The organism is Clostridia bacterium, assembly GCA_024653205.1.
Classification (GTDB): Bacteria; Bacillota; DSM-521; order Neomoorellales; family SLTJ01; genus JANLFO01.
This window is the reverse complement of sequence record JANLFO010000002.1, coordinates 41,659-63,659: the sequence shown is the minus strand read 5'-3', so window position 1 is coordinate 63,659 and position 22,001 is coordinate 41,659. Positions and strand designations below refer to the sequence as shown.

General features: G+C 65.1%; 22 protein-coding genes. 1 reads left to right on the top strand and 21 read right to left on the bottom strand.

The window, feature by feature from the left end; all coding sequences use genetic code 11:
* Window positions 1-4: 4 nt before the first annotated feature.
* The 4 genes from mutL to NUV99_01450 form a co-directional block, all read right to left on the bottom strand.
* Window positions 5-1,699, bottom strand: a complete 1,695-nt coding sequence (gene mutL, locus NUV99_01465; protein ID MCR4418807.1) for a DNA mismatch repair endonuclease MutL — start codon at window positions 1,697-1,699, stop codon at window positions 5-7.
* A gap of 67 nt (window positions 1,700-1,766) precedes the next feature.
* The gene (gene mutS, locus NUV99_01460; GenBank protein ID MCR4418806.1) at window positions 1,767-4,403 is read right to left on the bottom strand and encodes a DNA mismatch repair protein MutS; all 2,637 of its coding nucleotides are present in this window, start codon (window positions 4,401-4,403) and stop codon (window positions 1,767-1,769) included.
* An 11-nt stretch (window positions 4,404-4,414) separates the two neighbouring features.
* Window positions 4,415-5,734, bottom strand: a complete 1,320-nt coding sequence (miaB, locus tag NUV99_01455) for a tRNA (N6-isopentenyl adenosine(37)-C2)-methylthiotransferase MiaB (GenBank protein ID MCR4418805.1) — start codon at window positions 5,732-5,734, stop codon at window positions 4,415-4,417.
* Window positions 5,735-6,006: 272 nt separating this feature from the next.
* The gene (locus NUV99_01450) at window positions 6,007-6,282 is read right to left on the bottom strand and encodes a hypothetical protein (protein ID MCR4418804.1); all 276 of its coding nucleotides are present in this window, start codon (window positions 6,280-6,282) and stop codon (window positions 6,007-6,009) included.
* A 105-nt stretch (window positions 6,283-6,387) separates the two neighbouring features.
* On the opposite strand from NUV99_01450, the gene NUV99_01445 reads away from it, so the two are divergent.
* Window positions 6,388-6,675 (top strand): YkuS family protein, encoded by a 288-nt coding sequence (locus NUV99_01445; protein MCR4418803.1) that lies wholly within the window; start codon window positions 6,388-6,390, stop codon window positions 6,673-6,675.
* On the opposite strand, the gene NUV99_01440 is transcribed toward NUV99_01445, so the two are convergent.
* The 17 genes from NUV99_01440 to recA form a co-directional block, all read right to left on the bottom strand.
* Complete coding sequence (locus NUV99_01440) at window positions 6,672-7,550, bottom strand: radical SAM protein (GenBank protein MCR4418802.1); 879 nt, start codon at window positions 7,548-7,550, stop codon at window positions 6,672-6,674. The two genes, NUV99_01445 and NUV99_01440, sit on opposite strands and share 4 nt — an antisense overlap.
* 13 nt (window positions 7,551-7,563) lie before the next feature.
* A complete protein-coding gene (gene guaB, locus NUV99_01435; protein ID MCR4418801.1) occupies window positions 7,564-9,015 on the bottom strand; it encodes an IMP dehydrogenase in 1,452 nt (483 codons plus the stop codon).
* 85 nt (window positions 9,016-9,100) lie between these two features.
* Entirely contained in the window at window positions 9,101-9,322 is a 222-nt protein-coding gene (locus NUV99_01430; protein ID MCR4418800.1) for a helix-turn-helix domain-containing protein, read from the bottom strand.
* A 21-nt stretch (window positions 9,323-9,343) separates the two neighbouring features.
* A complete protein-coding gene (cobC, locus tag NUV99_01425) occupies window positions 9,344-9,988 on the bottom strand; it encodes an alpha-ribazole phosphatase (GenBank protein ID MCR4418799.1) in 645 nt (214 codons plus the stop codon).
* Between the two features lie 3 nt (window positions 9,989-9,991).
* Window positions 9,992-11,068 carry a threonine-phosphate decarboxylase CobD gene (cobD, locus tag NUV99_01420; protein MCR4418798.1) on the bottom strand — a complete coding sequence of 359 codons (1,077 nt, stop codon included), beginning with the start codon at window positions 11,066-11,068 and terminating at the stop codon, window positions 9,992-9,994.
* Window positions 11,059-11,967, bottom strand: coding sequence for a GHMP kinase (locus NUV99_01415; GenBank protein MCR4418797.1), 909 nt, complete (start codon window positions 11,965-11,967; stop codon window positions 11,059-11,061). Before NUV99_01415 ends, cobD begins: the two co-directional genes overlap by 10 nt.
* 27 nt (window positions 11,968-11,994) lie before the next feature.
* Entirely contained in the window at window positions 11,995-12,756 is a 762-nt protein-coding gene (gene cobS, locus NUV99_01410; protein ID MCR4418796.1) for an adenosylcobinamide-GDP ribazoletransferase, read from the bottom strand.
* 31 nt (window positions 12,757-12,787) lie between these two features.
* On the bottom strand, window positions 12,788-13,723 hold the full coding sequence (cbiB, locus tag NUV99_01405; protein ID MCR4418795.1) for an adenosylcobinamide-phosphate synthase CbiB: 936 nt from the start codon (window positions 13,721-13,723) through the stop codon (window positions 12,788-12,790).
* Between the two features lie 49 nt (window positions 13,724-13,772).
* Entirely contained in the window at window positions 13,773-14,390 is a 618-nt protein-coding gene (locus NUV99_01400) for a bifunctional adenosylcobinamide kinase/adenosylcobinamide-phosphate guanylyltransferase (protein MCR4418794.1), read from the bottom strand.
* 93 nt (window positions 14,391-14,483) lie between these two features.
* A complete protein-coding gene (locus tag NUV99_01395; protein ID MCR4418793.1) occupies window positions 14,484-15,323 on the bottom strand; it encodes a PHP domain-containing protein in 840 nt (279 codons plus the stop codon).
* A 15-nt stretch (window positions 15,324-15,338) separates the two neighbouring features.
* Window positions 15,339-16,316 (bottom strand): dipeptidase, encoded by a 978-nt coding sequence (locus NUV99_01390; GenBank protein ID MCR4418792.1) that lies wholly within the window; start codon window positions 16,314-16,316, stop codon window positions 15,339-15,341.
* A 128-nt stretch (window positions 16,317-16,444) separates the two neighbouring features.
* A complete protein-coding gene (locus NUV99_01385) occupies window positions 16,445-16,705 on the bottom strand; it encodes a stage V sporulation protein S (protein MCR4418791.1) in 261 nt (86 codons plus the stop codon).
* An 85-nt stretch (window positions 16,706-16,790) separates the two neighbouring features.
* Entirely contained in the window at window positions 16,791-17,591 is an 801-nt protein-coding gene (locus NUV99_01380; GenBank protein MCR4418790.1) for a TIGR00282 family metallophosphoesterase, read from the bottom strand.
* Window positions 17,592-17,607: 16 nt separating this feature from the next.
* Complete coding sequence (locus tag NUV99_01375; GenBank protein MCR4418789.1) at window positions 17,608-18,135, bottom strand: hypothetical protein; 528 nt, start codon at window positions 18,133-18,135, stop codon at window positions 17,608-17,610.
* Window positions 18,136-18,246: 111 nt separating this feature from the next.
* Window positions 18,247-19,782, bottom strand: a complete 1,536-nt coding sequence (rny, locus tag NUV99_01370) for a ribonuclease Y (GenBank protein MCR4418788.1) — start codon at window positions 19,780-19,782, stop codon at window positions 18,247-18,249.
* A 144-nt stretch (window positions 19,783-19,926) separates the two neighbouring features.
* Complete coding sequence (locus NUV99_01365) at window positions 19,927-20,382, bottom strand: recombination regulator RecX (GenBank protein MCR4418787.1); 456 nt, start codon at window positions 20,380-20,382, stop codon at window positions 19,927-19,929.
* A gap of 34 nt (window positions 20,383-20,416) precedes the next feature.
* Window positions 20,417-21,436, bottom strand: a complete 1,020-nt coding sequence (gene recA, locus NUV99_01360; GenBank protein MCR4418786.1) for a recombinase RecA — start codon at window positions 21,434-21,436, stop codon at window positions 20,417-20,419.
* Window positions 21,437-22,001 lie beyond the last annotated feature (565 nt).

The following is a 22,001-nucleotide window of genomic DNA, read 5'->3' as shown; positions in this document are numbered from 1 at the left end:
CTCCCTAGCGCCGGGCAAAGGCCCGGGCCAACTCCTCACGAGAAAAGCGCAATATCGCCGGCCGCCCGTGGGGACAGGTGTACGGCTGGGGAACCCGGCGCAACTCCTCCAAGAGCATGCTCATTTCCCGCAGGTCCAGGTACTGGTTGGCCTTAATTGCCCCCCGGCAGGCAAGTGCCTTTCGGGTGCGCTCGGCCAGCTCCGCTTCCGCGCCGCGGTCCTGCGCCAGGGAACTCAGTACCTCTTCCAACACCCGCAACGAGTCCTCGGAGGGCAGACCTGCCGGCAGACCCCGAAACAGTATACCGGCGGGCCCGAACCGCTCCGCCAGGTAACCCAGGCGCCGGAAGACCTCCGCGTGACGCCAGAAGAGCTCCGTTTCCTGAGGGGCCAGTTGCCGGGAAAGGGGTGCGGTCAGCAGCTGCGTCGCCCCGCCGGTTTGTTCCCGGCGGCCCAATTCCGTGTAGCGAATACGCTCGTGCGCAGCATGCTGGTCGATAATGTACAGCTCGCCGCCGGCCTGCGCCAGTATGTAGGTGGCGGCGAGCTGACCTATGGGCTCCAACGGCGGCAGAAAGAGCACCTCGGGTTCAAACGGGCCGGCCCGCAAACCGGCGTCATACACCTGCATCTTACCCGGGTCAACCTCGTGAACCATCCCCGTGCCGCTTTCTCCCCGCCGCACTCCGGAGGCAGGCGGGGTCAGAACCGCCCTGGACGGACCCGAGCTCGTTTCCAACGCCGGCCGCAGGCAGCGGTATACCGCCTCCCAGATCTCTTCTTCGGAGAGGAGGCGTACAGTGAGCTTGGCCGGATGCACGTTGGCGTCCACCTGTTCCGGAGGAAGAAGCAGATGCAATACCGCTACCGGATGCTTCCCGTGAGGCACCTGCCCCGCGTACAACCGCTCCAGGAGCCGGGAAAACTCCTGCGAAACCACCGGCCGGCCGTTCACCACCAGAAGCTGGCGTCGCCGGTCCGCCCGACCCACCCCGGGCCGCCCCAGGTACCCTCGAACCTGCAGGCGGCCGCTCTCCCCTTCTACCGGCATCATTTCCCGGGCCAGGTCGCTTCCCCACACCGCCGCCACGGCGCCCAGCAGATCGCCCCGGCCGGGCGCTCGGAAGACCAGGCGCCCGTCGGCGGCCAGGCTGAAGGCCCGGTCGGGGTGGGCCAGGGCCAGGCGGGCCACGGTCTCGGCCACGTTCAGGCCCTCCCGCCCGGGATCGGCCAGTGCCCCGCGCCGGACCGGGAGGTTGAAGAAGAGGTCGCTCACCGTCACCCGGGTGCCGGGAGCGCACGGCCAGGGAACCCGCTCCTGCACCTTTCCCCCGCGCACCCGCACCCTGGTTCCCCCGGCGGCGCCGGCCGGACGGGTGAGCATCTCCACCTCGGCCACCGCCGCAATGCTGGGCAGGGCCTCCCCCCTGAAGCCCAAGGTGGAGATCCGCCGTAGGTCCTCGACGCCGGTAAGCTTGCTGGTGGCGTGGCGGGCGAAGGCCAGCTCTACCTCCTCGGCAGGAATGCCGTCGCCGTCATCTCGGACCACAGCCTGCCAGTCGGGTCTGGAGGTAACGTGTACCTCGATCCGGCGGGCTGCGGCGTCGACGGCATTCTCTACCAATTCCTTCACCACCGAAGCGGGCCGTTCGATTATCTCCCCGGCGGCAATCCGGGCCGCGGTTTCGGGGTCCAACACGCTTATCGCCGCAATCTGCGGTCACCTGCCCCTCTCGGGTCTAGGTCTCTTCTGGCGTCTCGGCCTTCTAGCGTACCCGCTTGAGGCGAGTCTGCAATGCGTACAGTTTGTTGAGCGCCTCTAAGGGAGTCATGCTCACCAGATCGAGGCGCCTCAATTCCGCCACCACCGCCCGCTCCCGTCCGTCGGCAACCGGGCCGACCTCGGCAAACAACCGGAGTTGGCCCCCGTCCTCCGGTACCTGCGGGGACGAGCAGGCGGACTGCCGTTCGCCCGGCGCCGGGACGGCCTGCCCCACCTCTCCCCCCCGGGTGAGCCCTTCCATCACTTTCTGCGCCCGCCGCAGCAGCGGCTCGGGCAGTCCGGCCAGGGCCGCCACCTGGATGCCGTAGCTGCGGTCCGCCCGCCCCCGGCCTACGGTACGCAGGAAGACAAGCCGGCCTTCCTTCTCCTCCACGGCCACGGTGTAGTTCACCACTCCCGGCAGGCTGTCCTCCAGCGCGGTTAGCTCGTGGTAATGGGTGGAGAAGAGAGTGCGGCAGCCGATCTCACGGTGGATGTACTCCAGCAGGGCCTGGGCCAGGCTGAGCCCGTCATAAGTGCTGGTGCCCCGGCCCACCTCATCCATCACCACCAGGCTGCGGGCCGTGGCCTCTTCCACTATGGTCCGGCACTCCAGCATTTCCATCAGAAAAGTGCTGCGTCCGAATACCAGATCGTCGGCCGCTCCCACCCTGGTGAAAATCCGGTCCACCACTCCAATCCGGGCGTAGGCGGCGGGAACGAAGCTGCCCATCTGCGCCAGAAGCACGATGAGCGCCACCTGACGCATGTACGTGGACTTGCCGGCCATGTTGGGCCCGGTGAGAATTACCAGCCGCTGTTCCTTCCCGTCCAGACAGGTGTCGTTGGCCACGAACTCTCCGGGAGGCAGGTGGCACTCTACCACCGGGTGGCGGCCCTGGCGGATGACCAGGTCGGGACCTTCATTGACCTCAGGCCGCACGTAGTTGTGCCGGGCGGCAGCCTCGGCCAGGGCCTGCAGGCAGTCCCAGGTCGCCACCCTTGCCGCCGCCTGCTGAATGCGGGCGGCCGCGGCGGCCACCTCCCGGCGCAGCTCGGCAAAAAGACGCTGCTCGAGTGCTACCAGCTTCTCTTCCGCCTCCAGAATGAGCTCCTCGTACTGGGCCAACTCGGGGGTAACGAAGCGCTCCGCGTTAACCAGGGTCTGCTTGCGCCGGTAGTCGGACGGCACCAGCGAGAGGTTCGGCTTGGTAACCTCCAGGTAGTATCCGAAGACCCGGTTGTAACCCACCTTCAGGGACTTGATGCCGGTCCTTTCCCGTTCTCTGGTCTCGAGCCCGGCGATCCACTCCTGGCCGCGCTCTCGCGCCCGACGCAGGCGATCGACCTCCGGATGGTATCCCGTCCGGATTATGCCCCCCTGCTCGAGTCCCGGAGGCGCCTGGGGGTCGATGGCCTCCTCCAGCCGGGCCGCCAGGTCGGTTACGGGATCGAAATCGCGCCCCAGGCAGGCCGCCAATCCCTTTTCCAGCCGCCCCACCACTTCCCCTATCCGGGGCAAGACCATCAGAGAATCCTTTAGCGCCAGGAGATCGCGGGGACCGGCGGTACCGTAAACCGCCTTGGCCACCAGTCTTTCCAGATCCCGCACCCCGCCCAACAGAGAGCGCAGCTCGTGCGCCACCAGCGGCCGGTCCAGCAGTTCCTCTACGCTGTCCAGCCGGGCGCGAATGCCGTCTATCTCGATCAGGGGGTTTTCAATCCACCGCCGCAACAGTCTCCCGCCCATGGGAGTGAGGGTGAAGTCGAGTACCGCCACCAGTGACCCTTCGCGGGTGCCGGTGTGGCGGCCGACGGTAAGCTCCAGGTTCCGCTTGGTGGCGGCGTCCAACACCATGTGGGTGGGCGACTTGTAGCGCTGGGGCGGGCGCAGGTGCTCGAGACTGTTTTTCTGGGTCTCCAGAAGGTAGGCCACCAGGATTCCCGCCGCCTGCAGGGCTCCCGGTCCGGCGCCGGCGGCCAGTTCCTCCGGGGTGCGGCCAAAATGCCGGGCCAGGATCTCCTCGGGTGCGCGGGCAGCGGCAGCAAAAAAGCTCAGGTTGAGGCCAAGCCGCGCGGCTATTTCGGAAACCGCGTCCCGGTCCTCCGGCCGGGCTACCACTACCTCCGCCGGACATAGGCGCGTGAGTTCTTCCTCAAGGGCCTGCGGCCGCCGGGCGAAACTGCCGAAATAGAACTCACCGGTGGACACGTCGGCGTAGGCCGCGCCCCAGTGCTCCTGGGTTCCCACCAGCACGGCCAAATAATGGTTCTCTTTCGGGAGGAGAACGCCGTCGGTGAGTACGGTGCCGGGCGTGACCACCCGTACCACTTCCCGGTCCATGAGCTTGGACCGGCCCTCGGTACCCGGCGTCTGCTCGCAGATGGCAACCCGGTAGCCCCGGGCCGCCAGCCGGGCTATGTAGCCTTCGGCGGCGTGATACGGCACCCCGCACATGGGCACCGCACCCGCCCTTCCCGCCGGCCGGCTGGTGAGGGTGATTTCCAGTTCCCGGGAGGCAATCTCGGCATCCTCATAGAACATTTCGTAAAAGTCTCCCAGGCGAAAGAACACCAGGGCGTCCCGGTACTGCTCCTTAATGCGCCGGTACTGGTCCAACATGGGCGTGAGTTCCTGCATTGGCTCTCCCCCTAGACCAGTTCGCCGAAGAGGTTGAAGGTCTGGGCCTCGGTTATGCGCACGTTCACCAGCTGCCCTATCAGTTCGGGCGGCCCGGAGAACACCACGATCTTGTTGGTGCGGGTACGCCCGGACAGCCGCTCGGGATTTGTCTTGCTCGGTCCTTCCACCAGCACCTCTACGGTCTCGCCTGCCAGCCTTTCGTTGCTTTCCCGCGTCAGCCGGTTCTGCAGGCGGTTGAGGCGCACGAGCCTTTCCCGCCTGACTTCCGGCGGCACCTGGTCCGGAAACGCCGCCGCCGCCGTGCCCGGCCGGGGAGAATACATGAAGGTAAAGGCGGCATCGAAGCGCACCCTCTCCACCAGGTCCAGGGTGGCTTCAAAATCCTCCTCGGTTTCTCCGGGAAAGCCCACGATTAGGTCGGTAGTAATGCTGGCATGGGGAAGGCGGCGCCGGATGATTTCGGTCAGGCGCAAATAGTGCTCGCGGGTATATCCCCGGCGCATGCGTTCCAGGACGCGGTCCGATCCGGCCTGGGCGGGAAGATGGAAGTGCTCGCAGACCTTCCGGGCGGAGGCCACCACCTCTACCAGTTCGGGGCCGAAATCGCGCGGGTGGGAGGTGGTGTAGCGGATGCGGGCCAGCCCCTCAACCGCGTCCACCTGCTGTAGCAGACCGCCGAAGCTCACCCCGCCCGGCAGGTCGCGCCCGTAGGTGTTCACGTTCTGACCTAACAGCATTACCTCGCGGTAGCCTTCCCGGGCCAGGGCCTCCACTTCGGCCAGGATGTGTTCCGCCCGCCGGCTGCGCTCCGGCCCCCGAAGATAGGGCACTATGCAGAAGCTGCAGAAGTTGTTGCAGCCGAAGCTGATGTTAACATAGGCCCGGATGCGATCCGCCCGCCTCACGGGCAGGTTTTCCACCGGTTCGCCTCCCGGCCAACCGGTGGCCAGCACGAATTGCCGCTCCTCCTCCACCCGGCGGACCAGTTCCGGCAGCCGGTGCAGATCGCCGGGGCCCACCACGAAGTCCACCTGCGGGGCCTTGCGGCGAAGCGTTTCTCCCAATCGCTGGGCCATGCACCCCGCGACGCCGATGATCAGGCCCGGCCGCCGCCGCTTCCAGGCGGAGAGTTGGCCTAACTGGCCGAAGACTTTGTTCTCCGCCTTCTCCCGTACCGAGCAGGTGTTGATAAGAATCAGGTCCGCTTCTTCCGGACCCAAGGCGGGCCGGTATCCCGCCTCTTCCAGCAGCCCGGCCATAACCTCGGTGTCGTGTTCGTTCATCTGACAGCCGTAGGTAAAGGTGAGATACTTCTTCGCTCCGGTCAAGGCGACAGACCCCTACACAGGCGTTATGTTGACCCGTTCGTCCGACCTATTCTACCATGACCTCCCGTGGGCTTCAACCGAGGGCCGGGCTGAGTTATCCCCAGGGGGGATTCGTCAGAGGGCCGGGTGGCGGCGCTGCGGTCCCGTGCGCCCGCCACCCCGCCGGCTTGCGTCCGGTCCGGAGCGCAGCCCGGGCTATCACGCTGCAGAAACCGGGCCCACCGACCGCCGCCGGACGGCTCCTCGCCTCGACCCGGGACGCCCCGCACCGGTCAGAACCGGTATTCGAGCTCGGTCCCCCCGTCCAGGGAAATTACCAGGCCCTGGCCGCCCGTTATGGGACGCAGATGGGCGATCTCTTCCTCCAGAAGCACCAGGCTACTGGTTCCGTCCGCGCCGACGAACTCCACTCCGGCCGGCGTGTCCTTCCGGAGCCGAGGCTCCTGCACCGCCAGATCCAGCCGGCTTTCCAATCGCCCCAATCTCGCCTGCAGACGGCCGGGCCGGCCAGAACAGAAGCCCAGGATTTCCTCAACACGTTTGCCCACCCGTCCTTACACCCCCTCTAAATCAGTATGCGCCGCCTGCTGCCGGGTTAGCGGGATAAACCGTCCGCTGCCGGAGCACCTTAAGGATAAGGAGGGGATGAGCTTTTGGTCAGACCGGTGGTAGCGGTAGAAGAGACCTTGGGCGATGTGGCCGAGTACCTGGCCGCCAACGGGGTAGAGGTGCGCCCCATCAAGGACGTCGGCGCCGAACGGTCCGACCTCGAGGGCTGTCAGGCCGTAGTGATATCCGGCCTGGACCGCGACTTCGGCGGCCGTCTGGACGTGGAGTACCCGGTGCCGGTCATCGAGGCACGAGGGCGAAAGCCGGAAACCATCCTGGCGGCGGTCCTGGAGCGGGCTGGCTATGTGCCCGCCCCGCCGGAGTGGCGCTAGAGGGCCCGCAGGCTCTCCGGCCGGAGGAGGCGGTCGTCCTGGGCAGCAAGAACCCGATCGATGGCCGCCAATACCCTGGGTTTCTCCCGGGCCAGCACGCCCCCCAGAGGCAGGTAATTGGAGGCGTGATTGGCGCGGAACAGGCAGGCGGTGGTTTCCAGCCCCTCCACCAGCATGCGGAGCTCCTTCAACACCTCCCAGGGCGTGAGCGGGGTAAACCGCCCCTGCCGCACCTCCTCGGCCAGGGGCGTGCCTTCCTCGACCATGAGGGTGAGCACGCCCAGGTAAGGGGGATCGATGGCGTTTATCACTTCGGCGGTGCGCCGCGCGTGACGCTCGCTCAACGCAGGACCGCCCAACCCGGCAATCACGGTTACGGAAAGGGCTATGCCGGACTCAACGACTTTTCGTCCGGCTTCAATCATCTGCCGAGAACTCACTCCTTTGCGGATGGCCCGCAGCAATTCGTCATCGCCGGTTTCTACTCCCAGGTAAATAATGCCCAAGCCCGCTTCTTTGAGGGCCCGCAGTTCCTCCGGGGTCTTGCGCAGAATGTCCCGGGGACCGCCGTATATTCCTACCCGCTTGAGATTGGGAAAGGCCCGGTACAGACGCTCCAGCAGGCGGAGCAGGCGCTCCGTATCCATGACCAGGGCGTTGCCGTCGGCCAGAAAGACCCGCTCCACCAGGGGACGATAGTGGGTCTCCGCCAGCCGGATGTCCTCCTCGACTTCCTCCCACTCCTTGATGCGAAAACGTTTACCCAGGTAGGCGCTGCAGAAGGTGCAGGCGCCGTGCGAGCAGCCTACGGTTACCTGCAGGATAAGGCTGTGGGCTTCACTGGGCGGACGGTAGATCAACCCCTCGTAAGGCATGTCTCCACCTCCCTTACACCCAGTAGTTGGGCGCCTCCTTGGTGATGGCCACGTCGTGGGGGTGGCTTTCCCGCAGGCCGGCGGCGGTAATGCGGACGAAGGAGGTTTCCCGTCTGAGTTCTTCCAGGTTGCGCACCCCACAGTAACCCATGCCGGCCCTGAGACCCCCCACCAGTTGGTAGATGGTCTCCGACAGCGGCCCCTTGTAGGGAACCCGCCCCTCTATGCCCTCCGGCACCGGTTTTTCGCTTTCCTCCTGGAAGTAGCGGTCCCGGCACCCCTCTTTCATGGCCGCGAGCGATCCCATCCCGCGGTATACCTTGAAGCTACGGCCCTGGTAAATCTCGATCTCTCCCGGGCTCTCTTCGGTACCGGCCAACAGGCTTCCGATCATGACCGTGTCCGCCCCGGCGGCCAGGGCCTTGGTGATGTCCCCGGAATACTTTATGCCTCCGTCGGCGATCACCGGCACGCCGTGCCTGGCCGCCTCCCGGGCACACTCCAGGATGGCGGTGATCTGCGGCATGCCGATGCCGGCGATAACCCGCGTGGTGCAGATCGAACCCGGGCCCACGCCCACCTTTATGGCGTCCGCCCCGGCGGCAATCAGATCCCGCGCGCCCTCCGCCGTGGCCACGTTCCCGGCCACCACGGAAAGATGGGGATAGGCAGACTTTATCTGTTCCACGGTGCGAAGTACGTAGACCGAATGCCCGTGGGCGGTATCTACGACCACCGCGTCCACCCCGGCGGCCACCAGGGCGGCCACCCTTTCCATGGCCTCCCTGCCCACGCCTACCGCCGCCGCCACCCGCAGGCGGCCGCGTTCGTCCTTGGCGGCATTGGGATACTGGCGGGCCTTCTCGATGTCCTTAATGGTAATCAGGCCGCGCAGGTTGAAGTTCTCGTCCACCAGCGGCAGCTTCTCGATCTTGTGCCGTTGCAGGATCCGCTTGGCCTCCTCCAGGGTGGTGCCTTCGGGCGCCGTGATGAGGTTCTCCTTGGTCATCACCTCCTCGATACGCCGCGAAAAATCGGTTTCGAAGCGCAGGTCCCGGTTGGTCAGTATGCCCACCAGGCGGCGGCCGATGGTGATGGGGACTCCCGAGATGTGGTAGCGCTCCATAATGCGCATGGCCTCGGCGATGGTATGATCCGGGCTCAGGTAAACGGGATCGGTGATTATCCCGTGTTCGGAGCGCTTGACCCGATCCACCTCCTCGGCCTGTCGCTCGACGGTGAGGTTGCGGTGAATTACCCCGATGCCGCCCTCCCGGGCTATGGCTATGGCCATTCGCGCCTCCGTCACCGTATCCATGGCGGCGCTGACGATCGGTATGTTCAGCCTTATGGTCCGGGTGAACCAGGTGGACACGTCCGCTTCCCGAGGCAGGACCTCGGACTTGCGCGGAACCAGCAACACGTCGTCAAAGGTTAAGCCCTCGCCCCAAAACTTTTCCCGGATCTCCAAACGAGCTACCCCCTCGGCCCGCCGGGCCGCGGGCCGCCCTTTTGGGTTAATTATACCACAACTTGTATCCCTCGCCCGCCTAGTCCTGGCCCACCACGCTGTGTACACCGTAGCTTTCGAAGTGCCGCCTGAGGCGGCGGGCCAGCGTCTCGGGAATCCCCAGTTCGGCCGCTACCTCCATGTCGCCGCGGTTTTGGGCCAGGAGCTTCAGGAAACGATCGAAATCGACCCCCACCTCCTCCGCCATTTCCTTCAAACTGGGCTGGCTCGACCAGGGTACGCGCGACTGATACTCTTCCATCACACTACACCTCCGCTGCTATTATGACTGCCCAGCCGGGGGTTTATAAAGGCAACGGAGGTGGCTGCAATCGTTGAGCAGGCTCAACACCGGACCCTGGGAGTAAAAGTCCAGCACGCTTACCGCCGCATTATCCAGGGCCAGGTGCCAGAGGGCATCCGCGTCCAACCCCAGGGCCGCGCAGATGAGGGCGCGGATGGTGCCCCCGTGGGAAACCACCAGCACCTTCCGGCCGGAATGGCGGGCCACGATCTCGGTCAGGGCCGCCCAGGCCCGCTGCTGCACCCGGGCGAAGCTCTCCCCGCCGGGCACCTCTACCGTACCCGGACCCCGAAACCACGCCTTGAACTCCGCCGGATAGAGCGCGGCTATCTGCCCGTGGGTTAACCCTTCCCAATGGCCGAAGTCCATCTCGCGGAGGGCAGGCAGCTGTTGCACCTCCAGGCCGTGAGGAGCGGCGATAACGGCCGCGGTTTCGGCCGCCCGCCGCAAATCGCTGGCATAGAAGGCGGCCAACTGTTCCCCCCGGAACCTCTCCTGGAGGCACACCGCCTGCCGCCGGCCCAGATCACTCAGGTCCACGTCCCGATGACCCTGGTATTGCCCCAGGGAATTCCACTCGGTTTCTCCGTGTCTCACCAGGTATATCCGCGTGGGTCGCTCCAAGGTTTACTTCCTCCCCCCGACCTCCTCCAGGGCGCGCAAGAGGCGTGCGTTTTCCCAACGCAGGCGTACGGCCACCCGGATGAAGCGATCGTCCAGGCCGGTGAAGGAGGCACACCGCCGTATCAGCAGGCCCCGCCGGCCCAGTTCTACCTCCAGTTCCTGCCCCTGGGTTCCCCTGCCCAGGTGAATCAGCACGAAGTTGGCCTCTGCCGGAAATGGGGAATAGCCTAGCTCCCTCAGACCTTGGGAGAGCAAGGTGCGCTCCCCGTGAATCACGGAGCGGGTATATTCGGCGTAGCCCCTCTGCTCCAGGACGTACTCTCCCGCCCTGGCCGCCATAACGTTCACCCTCCAGGGAGGGCTGCCCTGCTCCAGCCTTTCCGCCAGGGCCTGGCTCGTTACCGCGCAGCCCAGCCGAAGGCCGGGCAGCGCGAAGAACTTGGTAAGTGAATAGAGCACGCACAGGTTGGCTAACCGGTGCACGGCCCCCGCCAGGCTGGCCGCTCCCGGCGGCAGGACGAAGTCCATAAACGATTCGTCCACTACAAAAAGGCATTCCGGGTGCCGGGCGATCACCGCCTCCAAATCCCCGGGGGCCAGGGGAAAGTTACCCGTGGGATTGTTGGGCCAGCCGATGAAGCACATTTCCGTCCCCCGGAGTTTCGCCTCCAGTTCTTCGGGCCGCAGAACAAACCCGCAAGAGGGGCTGAGTACCAGTTGCCGGACCCGGGCGCCCGCCGCCCGGGCCGCGGCCGCGTACTCGCCGAACCCCGGCTCCACAACCAGTACCGTGTTGGGCCGCAACAGGAGGGGCAGAAGGCAGATAAGCTCTACCGCCCCGTTGCCTACCACCACGGCACCGGAGGCCGAAAGATGTTCTTTCAGCACACTCTTCAGCCGGCGGTATTCGGGGTCCGGATAGTAGGCGGCCTCCTGCATCCGGGCCGCCAGCCAGTCCTCCAGCCCCGGAGGGGGCCCGAGGGGATTAAGATTGGCGCTGAAGTCCAGGAAGGTCCCGGGTTCACGGCCGTAGAGCAGGCCCGCCCGCCAGCGATTGCCTCCGTGTTCCACTAATCCCACGTTTGGCCCCCCCGCACTCCTGCCCCGGCGGCCATGACCCCACCGGGAACCATCTGGAGCCAGTAAACCCGCTCTATTCCCGGAAAGCTCGCCGCCAGTTCGTCCACCAGCCGTTCCACGTCCGGTCGGTGGGGATCGAGAAGGACCCCCGCCACCGTACCGCTGTGCGCCACGTTCACCCCCCAGGCTCCCCGGGCCAGAGCCCACCGGAGCAGGGGCCGGAACAGGGGTTGGGGCAGGATACGCTGGTTGGCCCAGGCGCTCAAGGTGGCGCCCCGGGCAACCAGACGGGGGTCCGCCTGTCTCAGGCCCAGACCGATAAGCCGCAGGGCCCTGGAGGTGAGCGGCCGGGCCCGTCGCCGGAGTTCGCGCAGATCCGGCCGGCGGTTGAAAGCCAGGGTGTCCACTTCTCCGCCGCAGTCCACGGCCAGGACGGCCATGGCCGGAGGGGGTCCGAGAAGCCGGAAGAAGCGCGCCTGCAGATGATCGAAGAGTGCTAGCCCGGGTAAAAAGGTGCTGTTGGTGGGTTCTACCGAAACCGCCAGTCGGGCCAGTTCGGCATAATCCAGCCTGCGGCCCAGGGCCAGCGCCGTGGCGGCAATGGCCGCACATACGTCCGCACTGCTGCTACCCATACCCTTACCCGGCGGCAGGGAGGAGACGATTTCCACCCGCGCTCCGGCCTCCGCCCGGCCGAGATACCGCAGCGTGGCACCCACCGCCTTCCTGGTCTTTTCCTTTCCCGGCGGCACCTCTATCCTTCCCGGGCGGCCTTCTGTCAATCGCACGGTAACTACGGAGACCAGGTTGACCGGGCAGCTTATCAGAAAGTCGTGGTCGCCCAGCAGGCCTTCCACCAGTTCCCCGCAGCACCCGGGCACGGCCACCGTGGCCTCCATTTACCCACCCTCCCTACTACGGTGCGGCTAGGTCCAGAGGGCCACCGCCACGAGCAAGAGAATCGTCGCCTCTATTTCCGCCAGGGCACCGTACATGTCGCCGGTAAGGCCGCCGAAAACCCGGGCCATACGGAAGCCGTATGTCAGGGCCAGCGCCAGCGAGCCGGCCAAGAGCACCGGTCCCCACCGGCGACACAGGGCCACGCATACCAGCGCCGAAGTGACCCATGCCCCGACCGCCTCTCTTTTCCCTGACCCCCGGAAGGCGCTGCCCAAACCCTGGGAGCGGGCGTACGGGTGAAGGCAAATCGCACTAACCAGTGAGGCCCGGGAAAGGGTGACTATGGAGGTATATATACCGGCAAGGAGCGAGTAGTCCAGGTTGAGGAGCGAGAGGGCGGCTGAATACTGGAGCAGAAGTACCAGACAGACTGCCATTATGCCGTACGCCCCCACCGCGCTATCTCTCATGACCTCCAGGGCCTCCCGGGGCGGGCGACCGCTGGCCAGCCCGTCGGCAGTGTCCATCAGACCGTCCAGGTGCAGTCCCCCGCTCAAGAGCACGCCGGCCGCCACGGTCAAGGCTGCCGCCACCGGCGCGGGCAGAAACCGCGCCGCCGCCCAGGCAACGGTTCCCTGGAGCAGACCTATCGCCGCGCCTACCACGGGAAACCAGAGCAGACTTCCCCGGTAGTCTCCCGGCGACCACCGGCTGCCTCCGACCGGCAACCGGGTAAGAAAGGCGAGTGCCAGACGAAGACGCCCTATTTCCCGAAGCACGTGGTTCACATTTCCTCCTAGAAGTACCCGTCGGTGGCTCCTACCGGAACAACAGCAAGAGCGCGGTGCCCGCCGCCGGAAAGCACAAGGCGGTCCGGCACATCAGCCGTACGGCCTTCAGAATGTGCGCCTTGTCCGGCGGTTCCAAGGGTTCACCGAGGTAAGGCCGAAATTCCTCCTTGCCCCGGTAACGATTGACGCCGCCCAGCCGTATTCCCAGAGCGCCTGCCACCGCCGCCTCGGGGAAGCCGCTGTTGGGGCTTGGGTGCCGGCGCGCGTCCCTCCGGAGAACCTCCCAGGCCCTCTTGCCCGAAAAACCCCCAAGGCCCGCGAGCAGACAGAGCAGCAAGCCGGTGAGGCGGGCGGGCAGATAATTGGCCAGATCGTCGAGTTTGGCCGCGCACCAGCCCAGGTCCCGGTAGCGTTCGTCGCGGTAGCCCCACATAGAATCCAACGTGTTTACCGCGCGGTAGGCGAGGGCCAGAGGGGCTCCCCCCAGGAGGGCGTAGAAGAAGGGAGCGGTCACACCGTCCACCGTGTTTTCCGCCACCGTTTCTACCGCCGCCCGGACCACTTCCTCCGGAGTCAGGTGTTCCGTATCCCTGGCCACCAACTCGGAAACGGCAATCCTGGCTCCGGGCAGGTCCCCGGCCGCCAGACGTTGGTAAACTGCGGTGGCCGCCTCGCCCAGACTGCGGGCGGCCACCGCTCCGGCAATAAGTGTTGCCTCCAAAACCAACGCCAGCCAACTATGTCTTGACATCAGCCACTGGAGGAACCACCACGGCAGCAGGTACGAACCTCCGACCACTACCGCCACCGTCAGTCCGCCGGCCAGGCGCAGGGACCAGGGTCGCCGGCCGACAAACCGGGCCGGCCTCTCCAGGGCTGCGATCACCTGTCCCATGAGGCGCACCGGATGCACCCGCCACCGGGGATCACCGATGGCCCAGTCCAGGAGCACCGCCAGCCATATAACGACCGTTCGCTCCAGGCCGCCCAGCTCTGCTTCCCCTTTCCAGGGCTTACTTCAGGCGAAAAGGCACTCCGGCCACGGTGAGCCAGACCGCATCCGCCGTCCGGGCCCAGGCCTGGTTTACCCAGCCCAGAGTATCCCGGTAAAGCCGATCCTCCAGCCGGTCCGGCACCACATCCCACCCGACCTCGCGGGTCAGGGCCACCGTCGCAAGGTGGCGACGCCGGAGGGTATCGAGAAGGAGTTCCGTTTCGCGAAGAACCGCCTCCGAACCCGAAGGCATCGACCCGCCGCGGGAGCCCGACACTTCCAGCCGGGCCGCCACCCAGTTTGCCAGGTCGTCCAGCACTACGGCCTCCCCGCCGACCTCCCATTGCTTCAGGGTCTCCAGGAGAGACTCGGCGCGCACCTGCCGTGTGCCTGCCCCGTTCTCCAACCGCGGCGGGGGCGGGGCCTTTTCAATCGACCGTTCAACGCAAAGGTGCAAGACGGCCGCTCCCAGCTCCGCCGCCAGCTTCCCGGCCAGCGCGTGCCGGCCGCTCCCAGCTCCGCCGGTCACCAAGACCAATTCGGCGCGCGCGTTACCGATCCCTACTTCCCTCCTGTCACCGAGCGTCCCGATCCAGTTGCCCCACTTGTCGCCGGCCGCCCGGGTTTCACCGAGCACCTAAAGCCTCGCCGGTCGGCGGGGGGAACGCCAACCTCCGGCAAGGCAGACCGGGGATCGCCAAGGCCCCCGAGGAGAGCAGCGGCATCAGGCCTAGGCCTGCCTGCCCTCCCGGTCCCGGAGGGCTGCCGCCCTCAGGGCCTCCGGCACTTCCAGGGAGACCCCGGTTGCACCCAGTTCGGCGTAGCCTTCGCCCCCGTAACCGTGAAAGTCCGAACCTCCGGTGAGGAGAAGCCCCCGCTCTACGGCCACCTTCTCCAGCCAGGCCGTGGTCTCGGCGTCGTGACCGGGATAGTACACCTCCAGGCCCACCAGGTCGATCTCCAGCAGCTCGACAAGTATTTCCCTCTTCTTCAGAAGCCCGGGGTGGGCCAAGACCGGAGCCCCGCCCGCCCGCCGCACAATATCTGCGGCCTCGGCGGGGCTCAGGGGCGTACGCGGCACGTAGCCCGGAGCCCCCCGGTCCAGATACCGTCTGAAGGCTTCCTCCAGGCTGGCGGCGTAGCCCTTCTCCACCATGGCCATGGCGATGTGGGGTCGGCCTATCGCCGCCCCGCCCGCCAGATCCAGCACCCGGTCCCAGCTTATTTCCAGCCCGAATTCCGATAGGCGCTGCACTATCTTGCGGGCCCGGCGCAGCCGACCCTCCCGCCGCCGGGCGAGCCTTTGCTGCAGCCAGGGGTGGCGGTAGTCCAGCCAGTAACCCAGGACGTGGACTTCTTCCTCCCGCCATTCGGTGCTTATCTCGATGCCGGGGACGACGAGTATCCCCAGCTTCCTGCCCGCCTCAAGGGCCGCTTCCACTCCGGCGGTGGTGTCGTGATCGGTTATCGCCACCGCCTTTAGTCCCACTTCCCCGGCCCGGCTTACCACCTCTTCCGGCGTCAAGGCTCCGTCCGAGGCCCGAGTATGCACGTGAAGATCGCATTCCAACCGTTCTCACTTCCTCTAGGGTAATACTCTTTCGAGCAGGGCCAGCCAGTTTCCTCCCAGGACCCTGGCCACGTCTTCCTCGCGAAAGCCCCGGGCCAAAAGCCGGGCGGTGAGCCTGGGCAGGCAGCCCGCATCCTCCAAGCCCGGCAGGCGGTCCTCGGCGCCGTCAAAATCACTGCCCAGGCCCACGGCCTCCACCCCGACCAGCGAGCACAGGTACTCCAGGTGATCTACCAGGCGATCCAGGGAGGGCGCGTCGCGATCCACAAAGCCGGGGACAAAGGTAACGCCTATCACTCCTCCGCTGGACGCCAGGGCCTTAAGCTGGGCATCCCTAAGGTTACGTGGGTGGGGGCAGAGGCGATAGACGTTGGCGTGGGTGGCCACCACCGGGCCCCGGCTCATCTCCATGACCTCCCAGAAAGCACGCTCGCTCAGATGGGCCACATCCACTACCATGCCCAGCCGGTTCAATTCTCTCAGCACCTCCGCCCCGAAGTCGCTGAGCCCCGGCGCGCGCTGCTCCGCCACCCCGCCGGCCAGGGCGTTGCGTTGGTTCCAGGTTAGCCCCAGCCCTCGCAGGCCCAGCCGGTAAAACTGGCGCAGGACTGCCAGCTCTTCCTCCAGCGCCTCCCCCCCTTCTAGGGTGAGCAGCACTCCTATGCGGGAATCCGTCCCCAGGTCTCGCAGATCGCCGCGGCTCTGAATGAGGAGCAGGTCCCGGGGGTGGCGTTCGTATTCCTGCCAAAAACGATCCAGCAGCTGCAGAGCCCGCAGCAGGCGGCTGCCGGGGGGATAAGTCCTCTCCACGAATAGGGCGCAAAAGACGAGCCTCACGCCTCCTTGGCGCAGGCGGCCCAGGTCGACCTGACCGGAAGGAGCGGAAACCAGGCTCTCGCCCTGAATCCAGCGCAGCACGGTATCGCAATGGGCGTCCACCACCGGGTAAATTCCGTGCAGCCGTTCTGCGGCCTCCACCCATCTTTGCTCCAAGGCCGGCTACCTCCCCGTATCCTTATTAAGAAGAGATAAGACGCAAAGCAAAAGGCCTGTTTCCGCCCTAAGAGGCCAACAGGCCTTCTGCTCTCGGACTCAACAAACGGTTGCCCGGGTGGAGAAAACTACCTGGGCTCCACGATAAACTTGATGGCCGTTCTCTCTTCGCCGTCGATCTGGATGTCGGTAAAGGCCGGGATGCAGATCAGATCTAGTCCGCCCGGGGCCACAAAACCACGGGCAATGGCCACCGCTTTCACGGCCTGATTTATGGCTCCGGCCCCGATAGCCTGGATCTCCGCCCCACCCTTTTCCCGCAATACCGCGGCCAATGCGCCGGCCACCGCGTTGGGATTAGATTTTGCCGAAACCTTCAGGACGTCCATACTTGACCTCCCCAGGAATAGAGTGTAGTGGTGAATGTGTATATTCTCGTAATTTTACTAAATTCCTTCCGGCAATAAAACTTTTTTAACCGGAATCCTCTCCCGCCTCCAAAAGGCACCTCACCGCCCTGATGTCCAGCGCCCGCCCGGTTTCCGCGTCCACGTCTATTACCACCCCGTCCATTTGCACCGCACCACCCGCCACCTCGAACCTCACCGGCATCTGGGTCAGGAACTTCCGGATTACGAGTTCCTTCTTCACGCCGATGACCGAATCCCGCGGCCCGGTCATGCCCAGGTCGGTAATGTAGGCCGTACCGCCGGGCAGAACGCGGGCGTCGCTGGTCTGAACGTGCGTGTGCGTACCCACGACCGCACTTACCCGGCCGTCCATGTACCAGGCAAAGGCCTGCTTTTCCGAGGTGGCTTCCGCGTGAAAATCGATCAGTATGATCGGGGTACGCGGCCGGATCTCCTCCACCAGCGCGTGTGCGAGGCGGAAGGGACAGTCCAGATCTGCCTGAAACACCCGACCGGCGAGATTGACTATCGCCACCGCCCGGCCGCTGCGGGTACGGTAAACCTGCCACCCCTGTCCCGGCGTCCCTGCCGGATAGTTGGCCGGCCGCAGAATGCGCGCCTCCTCGTCCAGAAGCTCCAGGGCTTCCTTCTGGTCCCACACGTGATTCCCGGTGGTGATCACGTCCACCCCGGCTCCGAACAGCTCCGCCGCCACGGCCCGGGTAATACCGTTACCCCCGGCGGCATTCTCGCCGTTGGCGATGACCATTTCCGCCCCGGTCTCGTGCAGTAGGCCGGGTAGGAGCCTGCGCAGTGCCCGCCTCCCCGGCCGACCCACGATATCGCCGATGACCACGAATCGCACCGCTGCCAGGGCCACCTTATAGCCGATTTCGGTTGGCAAACACCAGCACCTTGCCCTCCTCGCGGAAGGCGATAAGGCGCTTATCGGGAACTTTCTCCCTCACGTTTTCCAGCATATGGCTGATCAGATCCTCCTCGGCCAGGAGTTCCTCTTCCAGCGTGGGGTCGTTCTGCTCCCTTACCAGAGAGTTTCCGAATTCCTGGCGCAGCAGACCGATCAGGAGAGAAATCTCTTCTTCGGTAAGCGAGGCCATATCCCGTCTGACTTCCAGGAAGGTAAGGTTCTCGTGAACGCTGGCCTCCAGGCTGGCCAGGCGACACTTTCGCTTGGTTAAGTACGCCAGGGCCTCCAGGCACTCGGCAAACCTCCGCTCGAGCTGCCGGAGCCTTTCCGGTGAGAGGACCTCTTTAAGTATGAAGGTGAACTTCAAGGCGTGAGTCTTGGGCTCGTAGTTGATGCTCGCCACTTCGGGGTAGCGCACCAGGAGGGAAATAAGCAGCCCGACGCTTTCGGAAGTAGCGTCCGTCTGACCGGGACTATTCACCAACCCTCACCTACCTTTACCGACCTGACCGGACAGGGCCGATACTGGGGTTAGTTCGGCGCGGGGCAGGTGAATCCTCCTGCCCCGCGCCGATCCTCTCTTGCGGCCGCCCTATTTGGCGTAGTCAACCGCTCGCGTTTCTCGGATCACCGTTATCTTTATTTGCCCCGGATACTCCAACTCGGTCTCGATCTTTTTGACTATATCCCGGGCGAGCAGCACCGCCTCCTGATCATTTACCTTCTCCGGCTTGACCATGATGCGCACCTCGCGCCCGGCCTGAATAGCATAGGCCTTTTCCACGCCGTCAAAGGAATCCGCGATTTCTTCCAGCTTCTCCAGCCGCTTGATGTAGGCCTCCAGTGTCTCTCGCCGGGCCCCCGGCCGGGCGGCAGACACGGCATCCGCGGCCTGAACCAGGACCGCCTCAACCGTACGCGGCTCGACGTCCCCGTGGTGGGCGGCGATGGCGTGCACCACTTCCGGGCTTTCCCGATATTTCTTGGCCAGGTCCACACCCACGGTCACGTGGGGTCCTTCCACCTCGTGGTCTACGGCCTTGCCTAGGTCGTGCAGCAGGCCTGCCCTCTTGGCCAACTGCACGTCCGCTCCCAGCTCGGCCGCCATGGCCGCAGCCAGCTGAGCGACCTCGATCGAGTGCTGGAGCACGTTCTGACCGTAACTCGTACGATATTTAAGCCTTCCCAACAGCCGGATGAGTTCCGGATGCAGGCCCTGGATACCTACCTTGATCGCGGCCTGCTCCCCTTCCTCCCTGATCTTCTGTTCCAGTTCCTTCTGCGCCCGTTCGACCATCTCTTCGATGCGGGCGGGATGTATGCGTCCGTCGGCAATGAGTTTTTCCAGGGCCAACCGGGCGACTTCCCGCCGGATGGGATCGAACCCCGAAAGGATCACCGCCTCTGGCGTATCATCGATGATCAAGTCTATGCCGGTTAGGGTCTCCAGGGTGCGGATGTTCCGGCCTTCCCGCCCGATTATCCGCCCCTTCATCTCGTCGTTGGGCAGGCTCACTACCGATACGGTTGTCTCGGCCACGTGGTCCGCGGCGCAGCGCTGAATGGCCTGGGTTATTATTTCCCGGGCTCTCTTCTCCGCCTCTTCCTTGGCGCGGGCCTCCAGTTCTCGAACCAGGTTGGCGGTTTCGTGCCTGATCTCTTCCTCCACGCGGGCCAGGAGCAACTCCTTGGCCTCATCGTAGGTGAGATTGGCCACCCGCTCCAGCTCGCTCAACTGACGGCGATAGGTTTCTTCCAGCTTTGCCCTGAGGCTTTCTACCTCTTGCTCCTTACGCTGTAATGCCGCTTCCTTGCGCTCTATGGACTCGGTCTTGCGCTCCAGGCTTTCTTCTTTCTGCACCAGGCGGCGCTCCAGCCGTTGCAGTTCGCTCCGACGTTCCCGGACCTCCCTGTCCAGCTCGGAGCGCAACTTTTGGACCTCTTCCTTGGCCTCGAGTACCGCCTCGCGCTTCTTGGCTTCGGCTTCCCTTACTGCTTCCTGGAGGATCTTTTGGGCTTCGGCTTCTGCAGAAGCTATTTGTGCCTCGGCAAGCCGTTTCCTCAGCCAGTAACCGATCAGAGTTCCGGCGAGTAGCAGGAGTATACCTGCACCGAGTAATAGCCAGATATTGCCGATGCGTTTTCACCCCCTTGAAGTAAAAGGCCGAGTAGAAACTCGGCCCTGAAGACTACATTCCGCTTTGCCGTTTTCTACCTCCGGTTGTCCTGGCCAAAACGCTGGCAGGAGCCTACCTCGTTTCCTGGCTGTATTCTATTCCCCCTCTTCCGGGTTGTCAAGGTCGGCCCACCCTTCGGTTTCGAGCCTCTTCTTCAGCGCGGCAAGGCTCTCTCCGCTAAAACCGCGGCGCCTAAGAAACGAGGATGCGGACGCCCAGCGGTTTCCGCCTTCCGGAGGCCTCCACCTTCGCTGCAGAACCCTGAGACCTTCCCGCACCTCGGTTTCCCGGCCGACCAGGCGCGCCACCAACTCCTCGGCCTCGGCCCGGGAGAAACCCCGCCCGAGCAGCCCTCCCACCAGCCGGTGCCGGCCCCACCCTCTTTCCAGGTGCGCAGCTATCCATCTCTCGGCCCAGCCCGCGTCGTCGAGCCATCCCCGCTCCCGGAGATGCTCTACGACCCGGGCGGCCACTGCCTGGTCGGCACCCTTCTCGCACAGCTTCCGCTCCAGTTCTCCTCCGGGCCGGTCCCGGCGGCCCAGCCAGCGCACGGCTAAGCGCAGGGCTTCCTCGAATTGCAGGGGCTCACGCTTCCGGAGGGCGACGCGGCTGCCGCAGGTTGAGGAGGCTGAGGATTTGTTCCTCAATGGCCCTGGACACCTCCGGGTGCTCCTTGAGATACTCTTTGGCATTTTCCCGGCCCTGTCCCAGGCGTTCCTCGCCGTAGGCATACCAGGCACCGCTCTTCTGCACTACCTGCCTCTCCACCGCCAGGTCCAGTATGCAGCCTTCCCGGGAAATACCCTCCCCGTAGATTATGTCGAAGTCCGCCTGACGGAAAGGAGGTGCCACCTTGTTCTTGACCACCTTAACCCGGGTGCGGCTACCCACGGTGTCCGTGCCTTGCTTGACCACGTCTACCTTTCTCACTTCCAGGCGCACCGAGGCGTAAAACTTTAGAGCCCGGCCGCCGGGCGTAGTCTCCGGGCTGCCGAACATCACGCCTACTTTCTCCCGCAATTGGTTGATAAAGATGGCAACCGTACGGGACTTGCTGATGGCCCCTGCCAGCTTGCGGAGGGCCTGAGACATGAGCCGCGCCTGCAGGCCCACGTAGGCGTCCCCCATTTCACCTTCCAGCTCCGCCCGGGGCACCAAAGCGGCGACGGAATCGATGACCACCACGTCTACGGCACCGCTGCGAACCAGGGTTTCGGCGATCTCCAGGGCCTGCTCGCCGGTATCGGGCTGGCTGACCAGAAGGTTGTCCACGTCTACCCCCAGGTTCCGGGCGTAGGAAGGGTCGAGGGCATGCTCCGCATCAATAAAGGCGGCGGTGCCGCCCAACTTTTGGGCCTCTGCCACGATGTGCAGGGCGACGGTGGTCTTCCCCGAAGATTCCGGTCCGTAGATCTCAACGATCCTGCCCCGTGGTACTCCACCCACACCCAGGGCCAGATCCAGAGAAATGGCTCCGGTGGGTATTACGTCCACGGTAAACATGGCGCCGGCGTCGCCTAACCGCATGATGGAACCTTTTCCAAACTGTCTCTCGATTTGCTGGAGGGCGGCCTCTAACGATTTTTCTTTATCCAGCACCTTCATCCCCCTACCCGGCACGGATTGAACCCGCTCGGATTATATCCTACCCTGCTAAAAGGTGTCAACGGCGTTCGGGGCAGTGCTGGTTTGCCCCTCGTACCGGTCGCTTAGCCGACCAAACTAGGGTTCGACCTTCGCGCTTCGGCCGGCTTCCCGCGCAAGAACCCGTCCATGGCGCCGGCGCGGCTCCGGCCATCCTTGGCCTCCGACCGGCCTCCGCGCTCGCTCTCACCTAGTTCGGTACCCGGCACGCTTTAGGTACTCGGGCAAAACCAGCACTCCCCTCGAAAAAGTGGGGATCCCTCGGCGAGGCAGCCTGGTGGATCCCCACTTTCCCACGGGCGGTACCGGGTGCTCCCCGTTCGCACTGTTATCTTGCCGACCTACTAGGGCTTGGGCTTCGCCCTCCGGCGGGCGGCGGAGGCGCCGACCGTGGCGCCCCGCCGCCTCGGCCGTCCACGGCCTGCGGCCCGCCTCCGGGGCATCCGGCAAGGTGCCAATGTACTCAGAAGCACCCGGTACCGCTTGCCAGCCCGCAACCGGGGATAACCCGGCGAAGGTAGCCCTG

Bases quoted from the DNA above. Each gene is read 5' to 3' on its own strand.
- mutS (MCR4418806.1), bottom strand. From the start codon at position 4,403: ATGCAGGAACTCACGCCCATGTTGGACCAGTACCGGCGCATTAAGGAG.
- recA (MCR4418786.1), bottom strand. From the start codon at position 21,436: ATGAAGGTGCTGGATAAAGAAAAATCGTTAGAGGCCGCCCTCCAGCAA.
- NUV99_01440 (MCR4418802.1), bottom strand. From the start codon at position 7,550: ATGCCTTACGAGGGGTTGATCTACCGTCCGCCCAGTGAAGCCCACAGC.
- NUV99_01430 (MCR4418800.1), bottom strand. From the start codon at position 9,322: ATGGAAGAGTATCAGTCGCGCGTACCCTGGTCGAGCCAGCCCAGTTTG.
- NUV99_01415 (MCR4418797.1), bottom strand. From the start codon at position 11,967: ATGGAGGCCACGGTGGCCGTGCCCGGGTGCTGCGGGGAACTGGTGGAA.
- NUV99_01385 (MCR4418791.1), bottom strand. From the start codon at position 16,705: ATGGACGTCCTGAAGGTTTCGGCAAAATCTAATCCCAACGCGGTGGCC.